This window comes from Mesorhizobium sp. LNJC405B00 (assembly GCF_000502615.1).
Lineage (GTDB): Bacteria > Pseudomonadota > Alphaproteobacteria > Rhizobiales > Rhizobiaceae > Mesorhizobium.
On sequence record NZ_AYWC01000005.1, the window covers coordinates 65909 to 87862 of the forward strand.

At 62.8% G+C, this 21954-nt stretch carries 17 protein-coding genes and 1 pseudogene; 3 read left to right on the forward strand and 15 right to left on the reverse strand.

What is annotated here, in order from left to right:
• Window positions 1–4: 4 nt before the first annotated feature.
• From X756_RS153670 to X756_RS153655, 4 genes are all read right to left on the reverse strand, one after another.
• Window positions 5–1000 carry an HPr kinase gene (locus X756_RS153670; protein ID WP_023729631.1) on the reverse strand — a complete coding sequence of 332 codons (996 nt, stop codon included), beginning with the start codon at window positions 998–1000 and terminating at the stop codon, window positions 5–7.
• Entirely contained in the window at window positions 997–1431 is a 435-nt protein-coding gene (locus X756_RS153665) for a lasso peptide biosynthesis B2 protein (RefSeq protein WP_023668789.1), read from the reverse strand. The genes X756_RS153670 and X756_RS153665 overlap by 4 nt, the downstream gene beginning before the upstream one ends.
• A complete protein-coding gene (locus tag X756_RS153660) occupies window positions 1431–1718 on the reverse strand; it encodes a PqqD family protein (protein ID WP_023684213.1) in 288 nt (95 codons plus the stop codon). The genes X756_RS153665 and X756_RS153660 overlap by 1 nt, the downstream gene beginning before the upstream one ends.
• Before the next feature lie 501 nt (window positions 1719–2219).
• The gene (locus X756_RS153655) at window positions 2220–2999 is read right to left on the reverse strand and encodes a DUF2259 domain-containing protein (protein WP_245264497.1); all 780 of its coding nucleotides are present in this window, start codon (window positions 2997–2999) and stop codon (window positions 2220–2222) included.
• A gap of 218 nt (window positions 3000–3217) precedes the next feature.
• Here X756_RS153655 and X756_RS153650 point away from each other — a divergent pair, with 218 nt between their 5' ends.
• Both X756_RS153650 and X756_RS153645 read left to right on the forward strand, forming a co-directional pair.
• Window positions 3218–5125 (forward strand): propionyl-CoA synthetase, encoded by a 1908-nt coding sequence (locus X756_RS153650; RefSeq protein WP_023729633.1) that lies wholly within the window; start codon window positions 3218–3220, stop codon window positions 5123–5125.
• 71 nt (window positions 5126–5196) lie between these two features.
• Entirely contained in the window at window positions 5197–5898 is a 702-nt protein-coding gene (locus tag X756_RS153645; RefSeq protein WP_348529822.1) for a metallophosphoesterase family protein, read from the forward strand.
• Window positions 5899–5987: 89 nt separating this feature from the next.
• Here the strand turns inward: X756_RS153645 and X756_RS153640 are convergent, their stop codons facing one another.
• From X756_RS153640 to X756_RS153615, 6 genes are all read right to left on the reverse strand, one after another.
• Window positions 5988–8366 (reverse strand): polysaccharide biosynthesis tyrosine autokinase, encoded by a 2379-nt coding sequence (locus tag X756_RS153640; protein WP_023729635.1) that lies wholly within the window; start codon window positions 8364–8366, stop codon window positions 5988–5990.
• Window positions 8367–8556: 190 nt separating this feature from the next.
• The gene (galU, locus tag X756_RS153635) at window positions 8557–9453 is read right to left on the reverse strand and encodes a UTP--glucose-1-phosphate uridylyltransferase GalU (RefSeq protein ID WP_023729636.1); all 897 of its coding nucleotides are present in this window, start codon (window positions 9451–9453) and stop codon (window positions 8557–8559) included.
• A gap of 75 nt (window positions 9454–9528) precedes the next feature.
• Entirely contained in the window at window positions 9529–10479 is a 951-nt protein-coding gene (locus X756_RS153630) for a glycosyltransferase family 2 protein (RefSeq protein WP_023668796.1), read from the reverse strand.
• A complete protein-coding gene (locus X756_RS153625; RefSeq protein ID WP_023668797.1) occupies window positions 10469–11416 on the reverse strand; it encodes a glycosyltransferase family 2 protein in 948 nt (315 codons plus the stop codon). The genes X756_RS153630 and X756_RS153625 overlap by 11 nt, the downstream gene beginning before the upstream one ends.
• Window positions 11413–12408 carry a glycosyltransferase family 2 protein gene (locus X756_RS153620; RefSeq protein WP_023711254.1) on the reverse strand — a complete coding sequence of 332 codons (996 nt, stop codon included), beginning with the start codon at window positions 12406–12408 and terminating at the stop codon, window positions 11413–11415. Before X756_RS153620 ends, X756_RS153625 begins: the two co-directional genes overlap by 4 nt.
• A gap of 42 nt (window positions 12409–12450) precedes the next feature.
• Entirely contained in the window at window positions 12451–13623 is a 1173-nt protein-coding gene (locus X756_RS153615; RefSeq protein WP_023729637.1) for a glycosyltransferase, read from the reverse strand.
• A gap of 291 nt (window positions 13624–13914) precedes the next feature.
• Between X756_RS153615 and X756_RS1000000167360 the strand changes: the two are divergent.
• Window positions 13915–14964, forward strand: a pseudogene (locus X756_RS1000000167360) (polysaccharide pyruvyl transferase family protein); the annotation flags it as partial.
• A 225-nt stretch (window positions 14965–15189) separates the two neighbouring features.
• On the opposite strand, the gene X756_RS153610 reads toward X756_RS1000000167360, so the two are convergent.
• The 5 genes from X756_RS153610 to X756_RS153590 form a co-directional block, all read right to left on the reverse strand.
• On the reverse strand, window positions 15190–16653 hold the full coding sequence (locus tag X756_RS153610) for a lipopolysaccharide biosynthesis protein (protein ID WP_023684224.1): 1464 nt from the start codon (window positions 16651–16653) through the stop codon (window positions 15190–15192).
• Window positions 16650–17819, reverse strand: coding sequence for a glycosyltransferase (locus X756_RS153605; protein ID WP_023684225.1), 1170 nt, complete (start codon window positions 17817–17819; stop codon window positions 16650–16652). The genes X756_RS153610 and X756_RS153605 overlap by 4 nt, the downstream gene beginning before the upstream one ends.
• 221 nt (window positions 17820–18040) lie before the next feature.
• Window positions 18041–19282 (reverse strand): glycosyltransferase, encoded by a 1242-nt coding sequence (locus X756_RS153600; protein WP_023729638.1) that lies wholly within the window; start codon window positions 19280–19282, stop codon window positions 18041–18043.
• A 223-nt stretch (window positions 19283–19505) separates the two neighbouring features.
• The gene (locus X756_RS153595) at window positions 19506–20585 is read right to left on the reverse strand and encodes a glycosyltransferase (protein WP_023729639.1); all 1080 of its coding nucleotides are present in this window, start codon (window positions 20583–20585) and stop codon (window positions 19506–19508) included.
• A gap of 31 nt (window positions 20586–20616) precedes the next feature.
• Window positions 20617–21948: a UDP-glucose/GDP-mannose dehydrogenase family protein gene (locus X756_RS153590; protein WP_023729640.1), complete on the reverse strand. Its 1332-nt coding sequence runs from the start codon at window positions 21946–21948 to the stop codon at window positions 20617–20619.
• Window positions 21949–21954 lie beyond the last annotated feature (6 nt).

Here is a 21954-nt window from a genome sequence, read left to right on the forward strand (position 1 = left end):
TGCTTTAGTCCCGCGCCGCCAGCGCCGAGCGGATCAGCGGGGCCGCCTCGGCCGGGTTCGCGCCGACTTCCAGGGTAAATGTCGGGACGCCTTTGACCAGCGTTGCGATGGTTGCCATGCGGCGCTTCTGCGCCGGCAAAAGGCCGGTCATGCCGGTCCTGACATTGTCGGTGGCAAGCGCCACCATGGCGTCTGTCCTGGTCATGGGCACGAGCCGGGTTTGCGCGTCCGCCGAGCGGGCGAGATGAAACAGTGCCGCAACCGGTCTGCCGACAGTTTCCTCGATGCGGATGATCTCGGCGAGACGTTCCAGCGAGACGGCCTGCTCGCCATTGGCGTCCCATTTGTCGCCAAGGCAAGGCGCCACGAAGGGCAGCATTGCCGCGGTGTGGCGGTGGACCTTCACCTTGCGCGGCAAGCCCCAGGCCGTGATGCCGCCACCGGCCAAAACCTTGAGGATCATGGCGTCATCCGAGCACAGGCCGAAACCTTGCGACGCCAGCGCCAGCGACGTCGTCGACTTGCCGGTGCCGCTCGGCGCATGGATCAGCACGAGCGCCTCGCGGCCGGGCAATGTCAGGCCGGCGGTGTGCAGCATGTGCTGGTCGCCGGCATCAAGTGCTGCATCCAGCACCATCATCAGCACCGTCCATTTGACCTTGGCATCGGGATGGACTCGTATCTCGGCCCAGCCTCCATCGGCATTGATCGAGACGGTCTGCAGGCCGGGAAAGACCAGATGAACGGTGCCGCCACCGTCGATCAGCCGGCAATGGCCGTCCTCCGGCACCTCGCCGTCGAAAGCGAGTTTTCCGGCAGGCGATTCCGGTAACTCCCGCGTCTCGACGATGTCGACGTGGAAATCGGGCTCGACCGGCCCGCTCACGCGCAACGTGCCGAGCAAGAGGTCGAAGCTCGGCCAGAGATCGGCCCGCGAGGCCGATATGCTGATGACCTGGCCCTGGAGATCATAGCAGAAGGTGGTCGCCGGACCGGTCAAGCAGCGTGCGCCTTTCCGGCATCGGCGTGATGGCGATAGATCTGCACCATGCCGGGGAGGCTGTCCGAGACCACCGGGCGGCCATCGAGACAGACCCAGCAATGGGCAGACATACGCGGCGCCTGCATCGACTTCGGATCGACGCCGAAGCGCAGATCCGGATCGAAGCCGGCAAAGCGCAGGAAGCGGTGGGCGAGCAGGCCCTCGCGCAGGCATCTGCGGTCGCGCATCAGCCAGGGGTGCCGGACGGTCCGGTTGACGGCAGCGACGATGTAGGCTGACGACAGGCCGCGATAAGGGGTGGGTGCGCTGAGCGGCGCCCATTTCAGCACCGATTCGAAGCTGCGGCGGCCGATCAGGGTCGGCATCAGCCGCGCGCTTGCCCATAAATGGACACGAAACAAAGCGCGCAGGAGAACGCCGTCCACCATCAGGGAGCCGGGTCGGCGAGAATGCCTTCGCTCACCAGTTCGGCGGCCAGCGCCGCCATGTCCTGGTCGAGCGTGCCCTTGTCGACCTCGAACTCGTCAGACAACAGGACGACGATCTGGTCAAGGCTGCGGGCGCCGTCCACCTTGTCGAGAAAGGCTTCGGTGGTGCCGTTGCAGGTGTAAAGCTGGCCGCTGCGCGCCAAGAGCACGACGGCGCCATCGCCGACATGCTGGACCGAGGCGTCGTCCGCCAGCCGCAGAACCATTTCAGAACCGATTTGGGCCATGGAGCCCCTCCACCATTTTCCTGGAGAGCAGATAGCGTGGCGATGCGGGTCTGTCCATTGCGCGGACGAGAGGGAGAACAGGCCGGCCTGACCGTTCTGTGGCAATCCGGAAACGCCACCATCCTCACGACACAGGCAACCGAAGACGGCGGGTCTTAAAACAGGGAAGCACCCCAGAAATAGTCGGTGATTGCAGCTGGTAATCACCGCCGCAAGCCGTCAAGCCGGCTATCTCGCAGGGTCAAGGTCTTGCTTTTCTTACCTAAAGTAAGCTATGCAGTCGCGGGGTTTTGGGAGAGCATTGGGTATGCGTTACAATTGGGAGCGGGCGCCGACCGCGTTCGAACGTCATCGAAAAGCGTTGGCAGCCGCCATATTGATTGCGGGTGGCGTCGGGCTGATGCTGGCGGCCTTGCCGCTTTAAGACTGATATCCGACACGAACGCCCTGCTTTCTCCGGGCGCATGAGCTTTTTCTGCCTGCCACAAGACGGGCCGCGGCTTAGCGTGCCTGGCCGGTTACGGCGATGAAGCGGCGGTCGCGTCCTTCGAAGCCCTGGCTGAAGCGCTGCACCAGCACCGCCACTACCGCCGGCCTGCCGGGCGGGGTGTATTCGTAGGATTCCGACAGGCTGTAGGAAGTCGGGCAGTTGCGCGAGCCCGGCACGGCCTTGTCCTCGTGCAGCACCTTGAACGGCTTGCCGTCCTGCCCCTGCAGCGACAGGCGGAAGCCGCGCGCCTTGCCCGTCTTGTCCCCTTGAAGTGTCTTGTCGCCCGGAAGAACCTGGTCGCTTGGCTTGGCGTCATCAAAGCTTGCCAAGCAATCCTCCTTGCTGTCGGCAAGGATCTCATCGAGCTGGATGGTCGAAATCGGTGTTTCGCCATAGAACGGCGACAGCCATTTCTGCGCGGCCTGCTCGAGGCGGGGGATGTCGTTGTACTCGACCGTGTCGTCCGGGAAGGTGAACCTGTCGGAGGCCGTGCGCGTGCCGCGCTCGGCGATGCCGTATTTGGCCAGGATTGGCGCGGCCTGCTTTGCGGCCTGCGCCCGTGCCTGCTCCACCGTCGTGGTCGCCTCTTCCGATTCATCGAGGACAAGGATCGGCTTGCCGCCGACGAACTCGTCTGTGCTTGTGTCGATGATGTCGATCTGCGACCAGCCGGAAACGGCAGCGTCGAGCTCGCCATATTGCTCGAAGGCGAAATATTTGCCGTCGGGGGAAAAGCCGATGATGCGCCGCGCGGCGGCATCGCCGGCCTGGGCGGCGGAAACGATCGTCAACAGCAGCGCTGCTCCAACGGCAGATCCAACCCCGTATCGTACCGTCATTGCGCGCCCTGCCCCGAATTCAAACCCGGCCATGGTGCCTGCAATTTATGGCCAAGGCGAGATCGGCCAAGCCCCAAATTTCGGGAAAGACATGGCATTTGGGGAAAGACGTGGCCGGGAAAACCCGCATAGGCTATTGCAAGATAGAGAGTTTTCCCGAGGAGGGATGAATGGCGTCACGCTACCACGAGGTCTATGACGGCTGGAAACGCGACCCGGAACAATTCTGGGCCGATGCGGCCGAGGCGATCGACTGGTATTCGCCGTGGACCAGCGTCTTCGATGCCAAGGCGGGCGTTTACGGGCGCTGGTTCAACGGCGCCAGCTGCAACACCTGCTTCAACGCTCTCGATCGCCATGTCGCAGGCGGCCGCGCCGACCAGATCGCACTTATCTACGACAGCGCGATCACCGGCACGGTCAAGAAATTCACCTATGCCGAATTGAAGCGCGAAGTGGTAGCGCTGACTTCGGTGCTCAAGAACCGCGGCATTCGCAAAGGCGACCGCGTCATCATCTACATGCCGATGGTGGCCGAAGCGGCGGTCGCGATGCTTGCCTGTGCCCGCATCGGCGCGGTGCATTCGGTGGTGTTCGGCGGCTTTGCCTCGCACGAGCTCGCCACCCGCATCGACGACGCCAAGCCAAAGCTGGTCATCTCCGCGTCCTGCGGCCTGGAGCCTGGACGTGTCGTGGCCTACAAGCCGCTGCTCGACAAGGCGATCGAAATGTCCCGCCACAAGCCGGACGCCTGCCTGATCCTGCAGCGCGACCAGCTGCGCTGCGATCTGAGGGAGCATTACGATATCGATTTTGCCGACGCCGTTGCCCGCGAGCGCGCCGCGGGCGCCAACGTCGATTGCGTTCCGGTGCTCGCCACCGACCCGCTCTACATCATCTACACCTCCGGCACGACCGGCCAGCCTAAGGGCATCGTGCGCGACAATGGCGGCCACATGGTCGCGCTCAAATGGACGATGGAAAACGAGTTCGGCGTCAGACCGGGCGAAGTATTCTGGGCGGCCTCCGATGTCGGCTGGGTGGTCGGCCATTCCTACATCGTTTACGGACCGCTGCTGCATGGTGCGACAAGCGTGCTGTTCGAGGGCAAGCCGATCGGCACACCCGACGCCGGCACCTATTGGCGGGTGATCGCAGAACACGGCGTGGTCGCGCTGTTCACCGCGCCGACGGCCTTCCGCGCCATCAAGGGGCAGGACCCCAAGGGCGAATTCGTGCCGAAATACGATCTGTCGAAATTCCGCACTCTGTTCCTGGCCGGCGAACGCGCAGACCCGGAAACCATCAAATGGGCGGAGCAGAAACTCAACGTGCCGGTGGTCGATCATTGGTGGCAGACCGAGACCGGCTCGCCGATGACCATCAACCCGGCGGGCCTCGGCCTGCTGCCGGTGAAATACGGCTCGCCCGGCGTGCCGATGCCGGGCTACGACATTCGCGTGCTCGACGATGCCGGCCATGAAGTGCCGCGCGGCACACTTGGCAATGTGGTGGTGAAACTGCCGCTGCCGGCCGGCTGCCTGCCGACGCTGTGGAATGCCGACGAGCGTTTCCGGCAGGCCTATCTCGAGGAGTTTCCCGGCTTCTACAAGACGGCCGATGCCGGCATGATCGACGAAGACGGCTACCTCTATGTCATGGCGCGCACAGACGACATCATCAATGTCGCCGGACACCGGCTGTCGACCGGGGCCATGGAGGAGGTGCTTTCAGCGCACCCCGATGTTGCCGAATGCGCCGTCATCGGCGTCGCCGATGTGATGAAGGGCCAAGTTCCGCTCGGCTTCGTCGTGCTCAATGCCGGTGTGTCGCGCGATACAGCCGCCATCGAAGGCGAAGTGGTGGGGCTGGTGCGCGAACGGATCGGCCCGGTCGCGGCCTTCAAGACCGTGGTGACGATCAAGCGCCTGCCCAAGACGCGCTCCGGCAAGATCCTGCGCGGCACCATGCAGAAAATCGCCGACAAGGAAGAATGGACGATGCCGGCGACCATCGACGATCCCGCCATTCTTGACGAGATCACCGCGGCGCTCAAAGCCCGCGGCATCGGGGTCTGACGGCCCCAGTGGCGTTGTTTCAGCGGTCCAGACCTCCCCGGCCGGCGCCGCGCGAGCGCCTGGAAATGGATATGGACGACACCGTCGTCTACGCGATCGGCGACGTGCATGGCTGCTACAAGGAATTGCTGTCGCTGGAGCAGAAGATCCAGCTCGACGCGCTGCAATTTCGCGGCCGCAAGATTATCGTCATGCTCGGCGACTATATCGATCGCGGGCCGCAATCGGCGCGCGTGCTCGACCACCTCTTGGCGCTGCCGCCAACAGGGTTCCTGCGCGTCTGCCTGGCGGGAAACCACGAAGTGGCGATGTTGAACTATCTCGACGGCTATCTGTCGCGGGACCGCTGGCTGGCGGTCGGCGGCCTCGAGACGCTGTTTTCCTATGGGGTCGATCCGGCGCGGCTTGCCAGCCTCTATGCCTCGAGCGACGCGGTCGACCGGCGCGTGAAGGAAGTCATTCCGGCCAGCCATATCGACTTCCTGCGCAGCCTGCCGGTGCTGCTCTGTTCGGATAAATTCGTTTTCGTCCATGCCGGTATCAGGCCGGGCATCGACCTGGCCGCACAGGATGAGCAGGACCTGCTCAACATCCGCGACGAGTTCTTCAACGCCGCCCATCTGCTCGACCGCTTTGTGGTGCATGGGCACACGCCGGTCGATACCCCCAGGCTTGACGGGCGAAGGCTCGGCATCGACACCCGCGCCTTTCAGAGCGGACGGCTGACAGCGCTCAGGATCGCCGGTAAGTTCGGCAAGCTGATCTTTTCCTGACCTGCCGTGCTCCTTCGTTTGAGCGTGATCCTTTCCGAAAACCGGATCCGCTTTTCCGGATCACGCTCCTTTTCAGGATCGCGCTCCGTTCAGGCGGCGGTCTTGGCCCGCACGTCCGATTTCTCCAGATAGTAGGTCGAATAGCGGTCGAAAAACTTTTCCGAGCCGCCGAGGGAGCCGTATTTCGGCAGCTTCTTCAGATCGACCTTGTTGAGCACGGCGCCGACGACCTTGCTTGCGACGTAGGGTTCCTGCTCCAGCAGCGAGCGCACCATGGCGCGCGGCGTGCGGCCCCATTCGGCAACCAGCACGAAGCCGTCGACCAGCGGCGCAAACGCCTTGGCGTCGACCACGGGGCCGAGCGGCGGCAGGTCGACGATTATGTACTTGAACGTCTCCTTGGCGTTGTCGATGAAGCGCCGCATGCCGGCCGACGACAGCAGTTCGCTGGTGTGCGAGAACTGGCCGCGCAGCACGGCCGGGATGATCGCCAGCTTGGTCAGGCGGTCGACCTTACCGACCGACTGCCATGTCTGGCCGTTGACCACCGCCTCCATCAGCCCCTGCTCGGCCTCCATGCCGAGGTTGCGGCTGAGACCAGGATTGCGCAGATCGGCGTCGATCAAAAGCGTCTTCGAGCCGTTGGCGGCCAGCAATCCGGCGAGATTGGCGGCGACCGTAGACTTGCCCTCGCCGGGCAGGACCGAGACCACGCCTATGACCCGGCTGCCCTGCCCTTCCATGACGACGTCGAAGGCGATCTTGGCGTTGCGCAGCGTTTCGGAGAACATCGATGCCGGCGCATCGACGCTGACCCGCATGCGCGCCCGTTTCTCGGCCGCCGACAATGTGTTGGCGCCTTTGGCATCCGCCGCACCGCCGTCGGCGTCCTTGCCGAGCCTGCCGCCGATCATCGGCAAATAGCCGAGGAATTTGAGGCCGACGCGATCGCGAATGTCCTCGCCGGTCCTGAAGAAGCGCTCGTTGAACTCATTCAGGCCACCAAAGCCGGCGCCAAGCAGCACGCCAAGCACCAGCGACAGCGCCAGCACCCTGGAGGTGCGCGGGCTTGAGGCGGAAAGCGGCGTTGAGGCATCCGAGATGATGCGGACCTTGCCGACCGGGAAGGATTGCTGCTGCGAGGCCTCCTCGTAGCGGCTAAGGAAGGTCTGGTAGAGCGTGGTCAGCGCCTGCGCCTGCTGGTCGAGTTCGCGCAATTTGACCTGGCTCTGGTTGTCGATGGAGCTCTTGCCGGCCGCGTCGGCGATCTTCTGCCTCAGTGAGGTCTCGCGTGAAAGCGCGACTTCATATTCATTGCGATAGCTTTCGGTCAGTTGCTTCAACTCGCCGAAAATCTGGGTCGACAGATCGGCCTTTTCCTTGGCCAGCGCCACCGCCTGCGGATGGTCGGCGCCGAAATTGGCCGTCACGTCCTGCAGCCGCTTGGCGACTGTGAGATAGCGGGTCTTGAGCGTTGCAATGACCGAGCTTGCCGGCTGATCGCTTGAGATGGCGGAATCGTTGAAGGCATTGTCCGAGCCGCTTTCGACGATGGTCTTGTATTGCTGATAGCGGGCGCTGGCGCGCGCCGTATCGGCCTGCGCGACGATCAGTTGCGCGGTGAGATCGGCAATCTGCTTGTCGCTGATCAGCTGGCCGTCGCTGTTGGCGGCCAGACCATGCTCGGCCCTGAATTTCTCGACCGCCATAGCGGCCGCCTGTGAGTTCTGACGAAGCTCGGTCAGCCGGCCCTGCAGCCAGACCGCAGCGCGTTCGGTGGCGTCGAAACTGGCGTTGAGCTGGTCGGCGAGATAGGCGTCGGCATAGGCCTTGGTGATGGCGGTGGCGAGCGCCGGATTGGTCGACTGGTAACCGATGGCGAGCACATAGGAGCGGCCGTTGCGCTGCGCCAGCACCTCGCTCTGCAGCTTCAGCACGGCATAGTCGTGGCGCGCCGTCTGCATCATGGCCTGGCGTGTCGCCTCATCGACGTTTTCCATGCCGGGAATCTGCTCGGCGGAACTTGAGCGGAAATAGCCGATCACGCCGCGCACGAAGCCGATGCCCTTGACCAGCGCCGATTGCGGCGGGTTCATGAACTCTGCGTTCTGGTCGAGTTTCAGCTTGTCGACCACCACCGAGGCCAGCCGCGCCGAGGTGATGATTTCGATCTGGCTGAGCAGGGCGGCGTCGGTCTGCATGGTGACGGATGCAGCCGAGATGTCGTCGATGACCTTGTTCAGGCCTTCGTCGATCAGCACGCTGGCGACCGACATGTATTGCTTGGGCGTGGTCTGCAGATAGAGCAACCCCAGGAACAGGCCGATGATGGCGCAGACCGCCACCACCTTGACCTGACGCGCCGCCATGCCAAGCAGGCGCTCGACGTCGATGAAGTCTTCACCCTTTTCCTGATCGGGGTTGGGCAATGGCATCCTCTTGTCGAGAGGAAAGCTGGCATAATTCATCTTCGATCCAATTCTAGGTTACAGGCGCCGGAGCGAGACGGGTCAGGTCCCACCTCGTCCGAAGCTGCGGAGATCGGGGGCAAGATATGCAACGCAAGCTTCATGCCATCCGGCGCCGGGCCTGAGCGGCCAGGCGTGCAGGCATGAGCCGCGCCATCGTCCAAACGCATATGCCCTCGAAAGATGGGCATTATGCGGCCACTTCCTGACGCTCATGCGACCGCACCAACGCCTGCAGCATTTCCAGCACAGGTCCCTTCATGTCGTCGCGCGCCAGCGCGAAGGCGATGGTCGCCTCTATGAAGCCTTCCTTGGAGCCGCAGTCGAACATGCGGCCATTGAAAGGCTGGGCAAAGAAAGACTGGCTTTTCGCCAGCCGCACCATGGCATCGGTAAGCTGGATTTCGTTGCCGGCGCCGCGCTGCTGGTTGCCCAGCAGCGAGAAGATCTCGGGCTGCAGGATGTAGCGGCCGTTGATGTAATAGTTCGACGGCGCATTGGCCGGCGCCGGCTTTTCGACCATGGCCGTCACCTCGAAGCCGCTGCCTGTCTCGGCGCCGCGCCCGACGATGCCGTATTTGCTGGTCTCGCTGGGATCACAGCGCTCGACGGCGATCACATTGCCGCCGGTCTGCTGATAGAGATCGACTGTTTCAGCCAGGCAACCTCGGCGACCGAACGACACCATATCGGGGAGCAGCAGGGCGAAGGGCTCGTCGCCGATGACTTCGCGTGCGCACCACACCGCATGGCCGAGACCATGTGGCGACTGCTGGCGGATGAAGCTGGTGGCGCCGGCCACGGGCAGCATGCTTTCGAGCGCCTCCAGCTGGGTCTTCTTGCCGGTTTGTTCGAGCGTTCCAATCAGTTCGGGGTGCAGGTCGAAGTAGTCCTCGATGACAGCCTTGTTGCGGCCGGTGACGAACACGATGTGCTCGATGCCGGCTTCGAAGGCCTCGTCCACCGCATATTGGACGACCGGCCGGTCGACCACGGGCAGCATCTCCTTCGGAATCGACTTGGTTGCCGGCAGGAACCGTGTTCCAAGCCCCGCCACAGGGATGACTGCCTTCCTGATTTTCTTCATCGCAAATTCCTTCTGAGCAGATCGATTTCAGCCTGTTGCAGGCCACGAACAAACGTCTTCATGTACTCGCCCTCCTTACCTCTCCGCGCCGACGGCAAACTGCGCCGCCACCCTTTTGAGGCGGACGGCGATCGGCATCGACATGTGCCTGACAGCCGCCGGATCACTTAGCGCGGTGCGTATCGCTTTCAACGGCGAACGCGCCTTGATGTGCTGGACCAGCGACAGGAACGATGCCGCCTTGCGCAGGCTGCGGGCGCGTTTGGCGAAGGCGGCCGCAGCAGCAGCGTCCATGGAATTGGTCTCGGCGAAGACCGCGTCGGCCTTGCGCATCGCCTCGATATGGTGAAGCTCGAGCACGCGCGAGATCGAGCCCGTGCGGATGTGGTAGATATAGCCGGTCGTCGGCTCGACGACGCATTTTCCGCTCTTGGCCAGCGCGTTGGCGAGCAGGATGTAATCCTCGCCTATGCTCAGACTTTCATCATAGCGAAGCCCGTTTTCGATCAGGAAACGGCGCTGGAAGATCGGCTTGAGATAGCCAAGGTTGAACGTGGATTCGAAAACGATGTTGCCAGCGATGTAGTCGGCGAGCGTGATTTCACGCAGGCCCTCCAGATATTTGGCGGGAAACATCGTCGCTTCGGCAATGCCGTCCTCGCGCACCACCTGGAGGTTGTCGACGGCGATTACAGCGCCCGCACTTTCGGCTCGCGCGATCATGGCGGCGAGCCGCCCGGGCAGGACGGCATCGTCGGAATCGAGCACCGCGACCCAGCGGCCTGTGGCGAGGTCGAGGCCGGCATTCCTGGCGCCGCCAGGGCCACGATTTGCCGGCAGCGCAACCACTTTGACGACATCTTTTGGATAGGCTCTTGCGACGTCGAGCGTGTTGTCGCGCGACTGGTCATCGGCGACGATGATTTCGACGCTGACATCGCGCTGGGCCATGGCGCTTGCGATCGCCCGGTCGAGCGTGGCCGCGGCATTGTGGGCTGCGATGACAAAGGAGACGTCAGGCTGCACGCTTGCCTCCTTGCTGCGGGGAAGACAGTCCGTATTGGCGAATTTCGCTGATACCGACCAGGCCGCTGACGACGCCGACATGCATGATGCCGCGCAGCACGCTGCGGTTGCGGCGGACCGGGCTAATCGCAGTCAACGCCGCCATGCCGAAGCAATAGGCGGCCTTGGCCGAGGCAAGGCCGACAGCCTTCGCACGCTGTATCACGCCTGCGTCATGGCCGATGAGGTGGCCGTGCGTCTGGCCGAAGCGGAAGCGGCGGCGGCGCAGCCAGTCGAAAGCGGCTCGCGAACGCGGCACGACTTCCTCGACCCACGCCTCCGGCGCAAAGGCGATGCGACCGCCTGCCTTGACCATGCGGTCGAAGAATTCGGTGTCCTCGCCGCCGCTCTGGCCGCGCGCCAGGCTGAAACGACGGTCGCGCAAGCTGTCGGCGCTCATCCTCAAAAGGACGTTGCAGGTGTAGCCGGTGCGGATTTCGCCCTGCACCCAGACCGGCAAGGTCGAATGGAAATCGCCCTTGCGCATCCAGTCCGGCGCATCCGAGCGGTAGAGCGCCCGCACCGGACCGAGCACGGCCTCGGCGCCGCTTGTCTCCGCGATAGCAATCAGTTCGGCCAGCCATTGCCGGGAAGCGGTTTCATCGTCGTCGATGAAGGCGACAAAATCGGCCGTGCTGGCATCAAGACAGGCGTTGCGGGCAACCGAGATGTTGCGCGCCGGGGCGTGCCGGTAGCGGGCCACGAGCTTCAATTCGCTCGCCAGCGCGGTCACCAGCGGCTCGGCGGTCGGCTCGTCGTCATTGTCGGCGACGATGACGCCGATGCCGAAACCGGCAGGCATATCCATGGCAGCGAGCGACCGCAGCGTGTCGGCCAGTTCCGGCCGCCGGAACGTGCAGACGCAGATGTCGATTCGGCGGCTGTCGGCGACCATCATGCCACCCCGCGCTGCGATCGCGAGCCGAGCAGTTGCAGCCAAAACCCGAGCGACCAGCCGAAATGCATGACCATCGCCGAAATGCCCGCCAGCACATTGTTGGGATTGCGCTGGCTGATGGCGGTCACAGCGCCGTAGCCCAGACAGACCGAAGCCCAGACCAGCAGCGGCACCGCCGCCAGCCAGTGGATAAAGGAAAATACCGCGAGAAGGACGACCGGCGCCACCAGCAGCGGGATCATCTGCCGAACTTTCGGGATCATGCGGTGCTTGAGCACATTCTTGGCGCGGCCGCGGCCATAGCCGAGATATTGGAAATACAGGCCCTTCAGCGACGAACGCGGATAGTAGACCATCTGCGTCTTGCCGCTCATCCAGATCCGGTAGCCTGCCCGGCGCAGGCGGTAGTCGAGTTCGGCATCCTCATTGTGGCTGAAGGTCTCGTCATAGCCGCCGACCGCGGTGAAGGCCGAGATCCGGATCAGCGCGTGATGGCCATGGTCCACCCATTCGCCGGCCGAGAAGTGCCGATGCTTGGAGCCGCCGGTGCCGAGCTTGGAATTCTGCGCCGCCGCGACCGCTTTCTGCACCGCGCCGCTGCCGCTGGTCAGCATCGAGACGACGACCGAATCGGCTGAAGTGGCGAGCGCCTCCTCGACCAGCCGGTCGCAATAATCGGCGGGATAGCCGCCATGGGCATCGATGCGGATCAGGTATTCGGCGCCGTCACCGAGGCTGGCGACGGCGAGATTGATCGCCGCGCTCTGGATACGTTTTGGGTTGTGCAGGAGGACGACCTGAGGGTCCTTGGCCGCAACCGCTTCGACAATGGCCAAAGTACCATCGGTGCTGCCGCCATCGGCAACGACGATGCGGGCGCCGAGCCTTAGCGCTGCCGGCCTGAGCTGCTCGAGCAACGCGCCGATATGGGCTGCCTCATTCAGGCACGGAATGACGATCAGGCTTGGCGGCAGCGCTTCGGTTTGCGTCATCGGCGCCTTTCCATGAACTGCACTTTTGTCATTGGTCATCCTTCAGGCCAGTGCCTCGGTGGCGAACGAACCAGGGGCAACCGCAAGGCCGCGCAGCCTGTCGACAAAGGCGCGGCAGTCGCTGCGGTCGTAACTCCAGGTTCGTGGGTTGCGGGCCAGCACACGCGCCTTGGCCTTGCCGAAGTGCTCCTGGTCCATGCGGCCGAGCGCGGTTTCCAGGATTTCGGGCGTGGCATCGGAAAGCAGGATGCCAATGTCCTGCTGGTTGAGAAAGCGCCCCGTCTCGGTAGTGCCCATCGAGATCGGTACGGCGCCGAAGCGGCAGCCCTCATAGAGGCGGTTGGGCAGCAACCATTCCGAATTCTGCCCTTCCTCGAAGAAATCGATCGCCCAGGAAAAATGCACTTCGCCGTAGATCGCGGCCATGTCTTCCGGGTTGCGGTAGGGGCCACGAAAGGAGAGATAGGGTTCGGCCTCGACAAAAGCATGGAAATCCGGGAATTCCGAGAGTGCCGGACGGCCCCGGAGGACGACCTCGAAGCGCCCGCCCTGACGGCGCGTGAAGTCGGCCAGCAGCTCCAGCGAGCGGCGGCAGCGCAGCGCGCCGAACCAGCCGATGCGCCACGGGGGTGCTGCAGGGTTTTCGGCCTTTGACCTGTCATCCAAGGCGATCGGCGCGGTTTCGAAGTATTTGTTTTCGACCAGTTCCACCGGTGCGGCGACCTGCCCGAACGGCTTGAAATAATTGGCGATGAAGGCCGGTGAGCTCGTCACCAGAAGCTTCACGTCGCGGGCGAGATAACGCTCCGCTGTGCGCAGTGCTTTGCCCAGCATGTCATTGCGCAGCACCAGGCGATGAATGTCGAGGCATTCGTAGACGATCGGCACGCCGCCGCGAAAGGCGGCCTTGGCGCGCCTGGCCAGCGCCAGCATTTCCAGATTGCGCGCGATGATGAGGTCGGGCTTCGGCATCGCCGCAAGCTTCGAGCCTATCGACAGCGCCGCCTTGGCGACCGCCGCCAGACGCTGGCCGAATCGGCCGTCACGCGTCGCGCCGAGGTCGACCGGCTGCAGCCCCTCGACGTCGGGAACAGCATTTGTGGTCCGACGGAAGCCGGCCAACGTGACCCGCGCGCCGCCTGCCTTGAGCATTATGATCCGCCGGCGCACGGCCGGGTCGGAAACATCGTGCACAAGGTACAAGACATGCAGCATGAAAACTCGACCGCTGTTGGCCCACCCACGGGAATGCTAACCCAGCTTTTGCTGCATCGCAACATTTTTGGTGCGCCGTAGCATAAGTGCACGTTTTTTGTTGCACTGCAAAATTGATGCGTTACCCTTCGGGCTTGAGCGCCGCTCTGACTGGTCACCCAGCCCGATGCAGCGATGAATTGTGACGCGAGCCGCATCGGGATCGTCCTGGCGTTGGTGTTTTCGGTCACCATGCCCGTCCTAGGCACCGCAGGCCCCGCCGCGGAATCTGCTGACGAAATGAGGTATCCCATGAAGATCGTCGTTGAAAACACAGTCTGCCTGAATACCGGGGATGCGGCGATTCTGCTGGCGATCCGCCACATTCTCAGGACGATCGTGCAAGGCGACGTGCGGTTTGCCGTCTTCGACAGCCAGCCCGAGGTTGCGGAACGACTCTATCCGAAGACGGATTATCCCGACCTCGAATTTCATAAGCTGCTGTCGGAATCTCTGTTCCGATACAAGAATGGCAGCGGGCTGAGGGACCGGTTCAAGCCGATCTACAATCGGCTCGTTCTCCAGGCCCTGCGCTGGTTTGGCAGCAGCGCGCTAGGCAATTTTTTCAGCCATCGCGACCGGCGCGGTCTCGATATCTACGCCGACGCGGACATGGTGGTCACCACAGGGGGAACCTATCTCGTCGAGAACTACAATCTCGAACGACGCCTCAATCAGTTCAGGCTCGATGCCGTATTTGGCAAAGATCCGGTCTTCTTCACGCAATCCCTCGGTCCGTTCGACAAAAGTTACAACCGCCAGGAGCTCGGCCCGATCTTTGACCGCAGTCCGCTCATCCTGTTGCGCGACGAACGGTCGCGGACCCATATCCGGGACTTGGTGAAGGATCTCGGAAAGTGCCACGTGGTGGCCGATGCCGTATTCGCCTTGGCCGATACCGACAGGATCGGCAAGCGTCTCGCTTCCAGCCAGCCGCCGGCGTCGACGGGCCGCGTCGCTATTTCGGTCCGCCACTGGAACTACGTCAGCGACGGTGAGGGCGGCATGCGCCGCTATCTGGATTCGATCCGCGAGATCGCCACAATTCTTGTCAGGGACCTTGGCAAGGAGGTGACCTTCGTCTCCACGTGTCAGGGCGTGCCGGAATATGCCCATGACGATTCCAAGACCGCACAGGCCATCGTTGCCGAGCTCGATCCTGAGATCGCCAGCCACGTGACAGTGGACGCTTCGTTCCACACGCCGGACCAGTTGATGGGGCTGGTGAAGGGCTTCGACTTCGTCGTCGCGACGCGCATGCATATGATGATCATGTCGCTTTGCGTCGGCACGCCGGTGCTGCCGATCGCCTACGAGTTCAAAACCAAGGAAGTGGCCAAGCGAATCGGTGTCGACGATGTGCTGCTCGACATCGACACCGTGACGCCCGAAGAGGCGCGCGAAAAGCTCGGCCGGTTTGCGGGAAATCTCGACCGCTATCGCAAGACAAGCCTTCAGGCCGTGCTCGAAGAACATGCTTCGGCAATGTCGGCCACAAACCTGCTGGCGCCGCTGATCGCCGGCCGCTCAGCGGATATTGCGCGCGGCGTTGGACAGGGTGGTGAACAAGGCGCGTCGCGACTGCGGGACGGCAAGCATGAAAACGAGACCGATGCCGTAGTTGAGGGCAAGCGCCAAAAAGACCGCGAGCAGGTCTGACTGGCCCGTTAGAGACGCCGGCAACCACAGGTACAGGAACCAGGCAAGCAGGGACGAGGCGATGAAAAGCCCCTGCATGAGCAGGAAGTCGGCGGCGGTCACCGGACCGACGCGATGGACCAGTAGCGCCAGCACGGGAACGCGCAGCACGTAACCGCTGATGGCATAGGCCGCGGCAACGCCGACGGCGCCCCAGTGCAGGCCGACGACGAAGGCAGCGACGGTCGTCAGCGACGAATAGATGCCCCAATGGAACATGGTCTTCGTCTTGCCCTGACAGATGAATATCCATCCCGTCGTGCTTGAAACGGACTGGACCAGGCTGGCGATGCCCAGCCAGGCAAAGATCGGTGCGACCGGTGCCCAGCCCGCGCCGAAGAGAAGTCCGACGATCTGATTAGAGGTCAGCGTCAGCGCCGCGATGCCCGGCATGGTAACGGCCGCCAGCATCCAGTTGGTGCGCACATAGATATCGCGAAAGCGGGCCTTGTCATCGTGAATGCGGCTGAGCAGCGGCACCATGACCCGTGTCAGCGGCTGGTTGATGTTCTGCAGCGGGAACAACAGGAGCTTGTAGGCGCGGTCGTAATAGCCGAGTTCGATCGCACCGGAATATTTTCCGATGAGAATGTTGTCGAGATTGCGCGAGAAGAAGTTGGCGAGGTTGAAGCCGGTCAGGTTGGCGCCGAACGACAATATATCGGCATCGACCTTCAGGTCCGGCCGCAAAGGCGTCCAACGCGCCACCAGCCAGGCGGCAGCCAAGGCGATAGCTGCCGAAACCGCCGGGCCGATGACCAGCGACCAGTAGCCCAACCCCGCATAGGCCGCGATTGCGGCGGCCAGAAGTCCGGCGGCGGCGCTTATCACGTCGTTCAGTGCGAGCTGGCCGAACTGCAGGTGCCGGTTCATCAACGCCAGCGGCACTGCGGCGAGACTGCCGAGAAGCAGCGGCAGGGCGGAGCCAAGGGTGATGCCGGACATACGTTGATCGCCATAGAACGCGGCGATGGCAGGCGCCAGGCCGGCCACTACCACGGCACTACCCAGCCCGACGAGCGCGCTGATCCAGAACACCTGGTTGAGCTGCTGGTTGCTGATGTCCTTGCGCTGAACCACAGCCTGCTGCAGGCCCAGATTCTGAAGCAGCCCGACGAAGGCCACGATCGGCCCGACGGAAGCCACCAGACCGAAATCCTCGGGGACGAGCAGACGGGCCAGCACGATGACGGAGAGAAACTGGATCGCCATCTTGAAGCCCTGGGCGCCGATGGTTACCAGCCCGCCGCGCAGGGCGACACGACCGAACTGGGGGGGCGGATTGGCGTTCATGCAAGCGACCTCGTTTCGCCAAGCCGCATGGCGATTTCCACGAAATGTTGGTTCAGCAGATCGGAGTTGAACTCGGCCTCGATCTTCTTGCGCGCCGCGAGAGCGATCTCTTCACACGGCTTCGGATTCTCGGCGATCCAGGCAAGCTTTCCGGTCAGCGCCGCAACGTCCCGCTCAGCCACGAGAAAACCCGTCTTGTGATCGTCGATCAGTTCAGGGATCCCGGAATGATATGTGCTGACCACCGTCAGGCCGGCGGCCATCGCTTCCATCAGCGAAACCGGAATGCCTTCCAGATCGCCATCGCGGGCGCCGACGCTGGGCAGCAGGAACACATGCGCATCGCGCAGACGCTGTTTGACTTCGCTGTGCGGCCGGGGCCCAAGAAAATTCACCCTGTCGGCAATGCCGAGCTCTGCGGCGATCCCCTTCAGCTCCTCGAGAAGTTCTCCGCCGCCGATCACCGAGTAGATCCAGTCTCGCCGCGGCAGGCCAGCAAGCGCGCGAAGCGCATATTCGATGCCCTTCTTTTCAGTCAGGCGGCAAACCGAGATGAAAGAGAGCGTAGCCTGCTCCCATGAACGCCACCGATAGTCGATGTCACTCGGCCGCACCCCCATATGGTGAACCACAACCTGCTCCGGCGATGCACCGACCTCAATCAAGGCATCGCGGAAAAACGCATTCACCGGCAGTTGAAGAACGCCCTTTTCGAACACAATCTTGTAGCGCGCGAGCGTATTGTCATGCAGCGGTTCGCCGACATCACGGCCGTGAAATATCGTCACCAGGGGAGCGGAAATCCTCCCGCGCTTGATGGCGCGGGCCACGCGCATGCCGTTGTTGCCGAAATGGGCAACGATGACGTCGGCGCCCTGCAGTTTTCGCGCATGAGCAATGTCGATGGCGGTCGAGAGCTTGTCCCAGAACCTGCCGGACCACTTCCTGAGCAGCGGGCGATAGCGACCCAGGCCACCCCACCAGCATACGACCTTTCCTGGCAGCGCCTGCCAGCGCGGATCATCGATGTTGCTGTCCCTGCCGAAGGACGTCTCGTTGCAGACGACGCCGACTTCCATGCCGCGCTCAAGGCATCCGGCTATCTGGTCGAGAACAAAGGTTTCGGACAATGAGGGGAACTTGTCGACTACGAAGCAAATCTTCATCGGCAGGATGCGCTCGTGCGGAGAGCCGGTGTGCCCTTGACAAAAGCCGGGCCGAAAACAGGGTGCCGGAGGCACAAGACATGCAGCATGGAACTCTACCGCTGTTGGCCCACCCGCAGGGACGTTAGTATAGGTCTTGCTGCACTGCAACATTTTTGGTGCAGTGTAGCAAGATTTCCCTCGGCTTGGCGTGTCTGCCGATCAAACGCAGAGCAGCAGTGTCAGCCGGCAGATGAAGGATCCGCCAAGCCCTCGGAAACCCCGACATGACCGGCAGGTTCATGCGCAGGGCTCGATGTGGCCAGTTGGGTAACGATCTGCGCAAAACGTTCATTCAGAACATCTGCGTTGAAGTCGTCCTCGACTTTGCGGCGTGCGGCAAGCGCGATACGCTCGCATTCGGTCGGGTGCTCCCCGGCCCAGGCAAGCTTGCCGGCAAGCGCTGAGATATCTCGCTCGGGCGCAAGCAACCCCGTCTCCCCATCCTTGATGAGCTCCGGGATTCCCGAATGATACGTGCTGACCGCAATCAATCCGGCGGCCATGGCCTCCATGAGCGCGACCGGAATGCCTTCCATATCCCCGTCGCTGGCAGTGATACTTGGCAGCAAAAAGAGATGGGCCATGCGAAGCAGTCTTTTCACCTCCGCGTGAGGGAGGCTGCCGAGGAACGTTACGCGACCAGCCAAGCCCAGCTCTACGGCCAGCTTCTCCAGATTCATCCGCAGAGGACCGTCGCCAACAATGTCGTAACGCCAGTCTAGCTGCGGCTGGGAGGCGTTGAGGGAGGCCAAGGCTCGCAAGGCGAACTCGACGCCTTTCTTTTCGACCAGGCGGCAAACCGTCGTCACGACCAGTTGGGTGCCTTCCCACGATTCCCAGCGATAGCCGATTTCGCGGGCGTCAATTCCCATATGGTGGACCGTCGTGCTCGCCTGCGACAGGCCGGCTTCCAGCAGCATCGTGCGGAAGTAATCGTTGACGGGCAGGTTCAGGGTCCCATGCTTGATCAGCCCGGCATATTGTGTCGCGAGCACTGCCTGCCGCGCCGGGATCGCCACGTCCGCGCCGTGAAAGATGGTTATGATCGGTGGTTTGAGCACCTTCCATTTCTTCAGTGCGGCTGCTCTCTCGCCGTTCTGTCCGAAGTGGGCGACAATCACGTCGCAGCGGTTCAGGCGGCGTGCAAAGGCGATGTCGAGAACGGTCGAGGCCTTGTATCGCAGACGCGGCGGCAGACGCTGTACAAATTTGCTGATTACAGCGGCCCATCGCCACCAATGTCGGGTTCTGGCGAGCAGCGTCGCCATCGGCTCGCTTTGCCGGTCAATTCGGTGGTCACCTTGCATCTTTTCGCAGACCACTTCGACCTGAAAGCCCCGCGCCAGCAGCCCAGCCATCTGGTCCACGACGAAGGTTTCCGAAAGCAGAGGGAATTCGCCGACGACAAAGCCCACGCGCATGACCCGCCCATAAGGTTGGGGCTTGCTCGGACCAAGCGGTCCATATCGCACAAGCCCTAATGTAGACAGGCAGAATACACGTTGATTGCTGCAGTGCCACAAAATATTGCACTGCAGCAATTAAAAGTGATCCGGACGGGCGCACGACGTCTGGACCTGGCTAACGGGAACTTTGCGCGACCACGGTCGTGCAGCGTCTCAGCTGAACTGCAACACGACGCCTTTAGGCTGCGCGCTCCAAACCGACACGTCTTGCGCGGTCGAGAACGCCCATGAACGTTGCGAACTGGCTGTCGGGGTTCATTTGCCGCCGCTCCGAAAACTGACGTGCTGTCGCTGACAGCCGCTTGTACTCGGCCTCGTCGCTCCACAGCCGCCTGACCGTTGCGACCCAGTCGGCGAGCGGTGCGTCGTAGTCCAGTACCGCGCCGCCGGCGCCGATCGCTTCCGGCAGACCGCCGCGCCGCGAGCCGACCACGGGAATGCCACTACAATGCGCTTCCGAGGCCACCCGGCCCCAGGCTTCTTCCCATTTGCTGGGCGCAAGCAGGATTTTCGTGCGGCCGTAGACCGTCTTCATGTCGCTGGTGCGGCTTTCAAGCTTGACGTTCTGGAGGGGAGAGATTGTTGCTTCGATCCGGGCTCGATGATCGTCGTCGAGCTTCCAGCTTTCGACGAACAGGAACGGGATCTCGGGACAGGCGGCGGCAATGCGCACCGCAAGATCGAAGCCTTTTTCCTCATACGGATTGATGAGCGTGACAAATTCACCGGTCGTCGGTGTGCTGTAGAACGCGGGATTGATGGTCGGCGGAATAACCGTCGAATCGATATCGAATTTTGCCTTATAGGCGCGCGCGGTGAACTCGGAGTTGGCGATATAGACCGCCGAATGGAGCTCACGCAGATCGCCGGCCAATTCGTCGAATTCGACATTCCTCAGATAGACGGTCAGCGGCACGCCAAGCCTCTGCAGCTCTCTGCCGATCGGCACCGAATTGTGGCACTGCACGACCGCGACATCCGGCCTCAACTTTTTGACGGCGAAGTCGGCCGCTTCCCAGGGGAACCACGCCCGTACAACCGGATAGCCCGGGAAATTGTCGATGACCGCGCGCTGACGAAGGAGCTTCATCTTGGCGCGCGCCCTGAAGCCGAACATGCCGTCGCCGAACAGCGCTGCCAGAACGGATGCCTCGTGACCGTTTTCGCGCAATTGCTCGACCAGGTGGTGGGTGCTCGACTGGACGCCCCCGCTGAATTGCGGCGTGTAGCCGGTGCCGCCTGCAAACAGAACTTTCATGAACCTGGCTCCGCGTTGTGCCGCCCTGCCTTCACGCCGCCATCCTGCCGATCGAGAAATACTCGATGCCGTGACGGGCGATGACCTTGGGATCATAGAGGTTACGGCCATCGAAGATGACCGGCGTGGTCAGGGCATCCTTCACCGCGTCGAAGGACGGGGCGCGGAAACTCTTCCATTCGGTGGCGATCAGCAACGCGTCGGCGCCGCGCAGTGCCGCCTCCTTGGTGCCGCACAACAAAAGGTCGTCGCGCAGGCCGTAGATGGCTTGGCATTCCTGCATCGCCTCGGGATCGTAGGCCTGCACATTGGCGCCGGCCTGCCACAGCGCCTCCATCAGGACGCGCGCCGGCGCCTCGCGCATGTCGTCGGTGTTGGGCTTGAAGGCGAGGCCCCAGAGCGCGAAGGTCTTGCCCTTGAGACTGCCCTTGAAATAACGGTGCACCTTGTCGAACAGCACCGATTTCTGCGCATTGTTGCGCTCCTCCACGGCGCGCAGCAGCTTGGCGTCGAACTTGACGCCTTCGGCGGTCTTGATCAGCGCGCGGACATCCTTGGGAAAGCACGAACCGCCATAGCCGAGGCCGGGATAGATGAAGTGATAGCCGATGCGCGGATCCGAGCCGATGCCCTTGCGCACCTCCTCGATGTCGGCGCCGAGCTGCTCGGCCAGGTTGGCCATTTCGTTCATGAAGGAGATCTTGGTCGCCAGCATGCAGTTGGCGGCGTACTTCGTGAATTCGGCGCTGCGCACGTCCATCACGATCATCTTCTCGTGGTTGCGGTTGAACGGCGCGTAGAGCTCGCGCATCACCGCCTCGGTGTCCTCGCTGTTGGTGCCGACGATGATGCGGTCGGGCTTCATGCAGTCGGCGACGGCGGAACCCTCCTTGAGGAACTCAGGATTGGAAGCGACGTCGAAAGCCAGGTCCTGGCGCCCGCGCGCCTTCAGCGTCGCGACGATTTTGGCCTTCACCTTTTCGCAGGTGCCGACCGGCACGGTCGACTTGCCGACGACGATCTTGGGACTGTCCATCTCGCGGCCGATGGTCTCGGCCACCGCCAGCACATATTTGAGGTCGGCCGAACCATCTTCGCCGGGTGGCGTGCCGACCGCAATCATCTGGATCTCGCCATGCTTGACGCCGGCGGCGGCATCGGTGGTGAATTTGATGCGGCCGGCGGTGTGGTTCTCCTTGACCAGGGCCTCCAGTCCCGGTTCGAAAATCGGCACCAGGCCCTGGTTGAGCCGCTCGACCTTCTTTTCATCGACATCGACGCACACCACCTGGTGCCCGACCTCAGCCAGCACCGCGGCCTGCACGAGACCGACATAGCCAATTCCAAAGACCGTCAAATTCATTCGGGT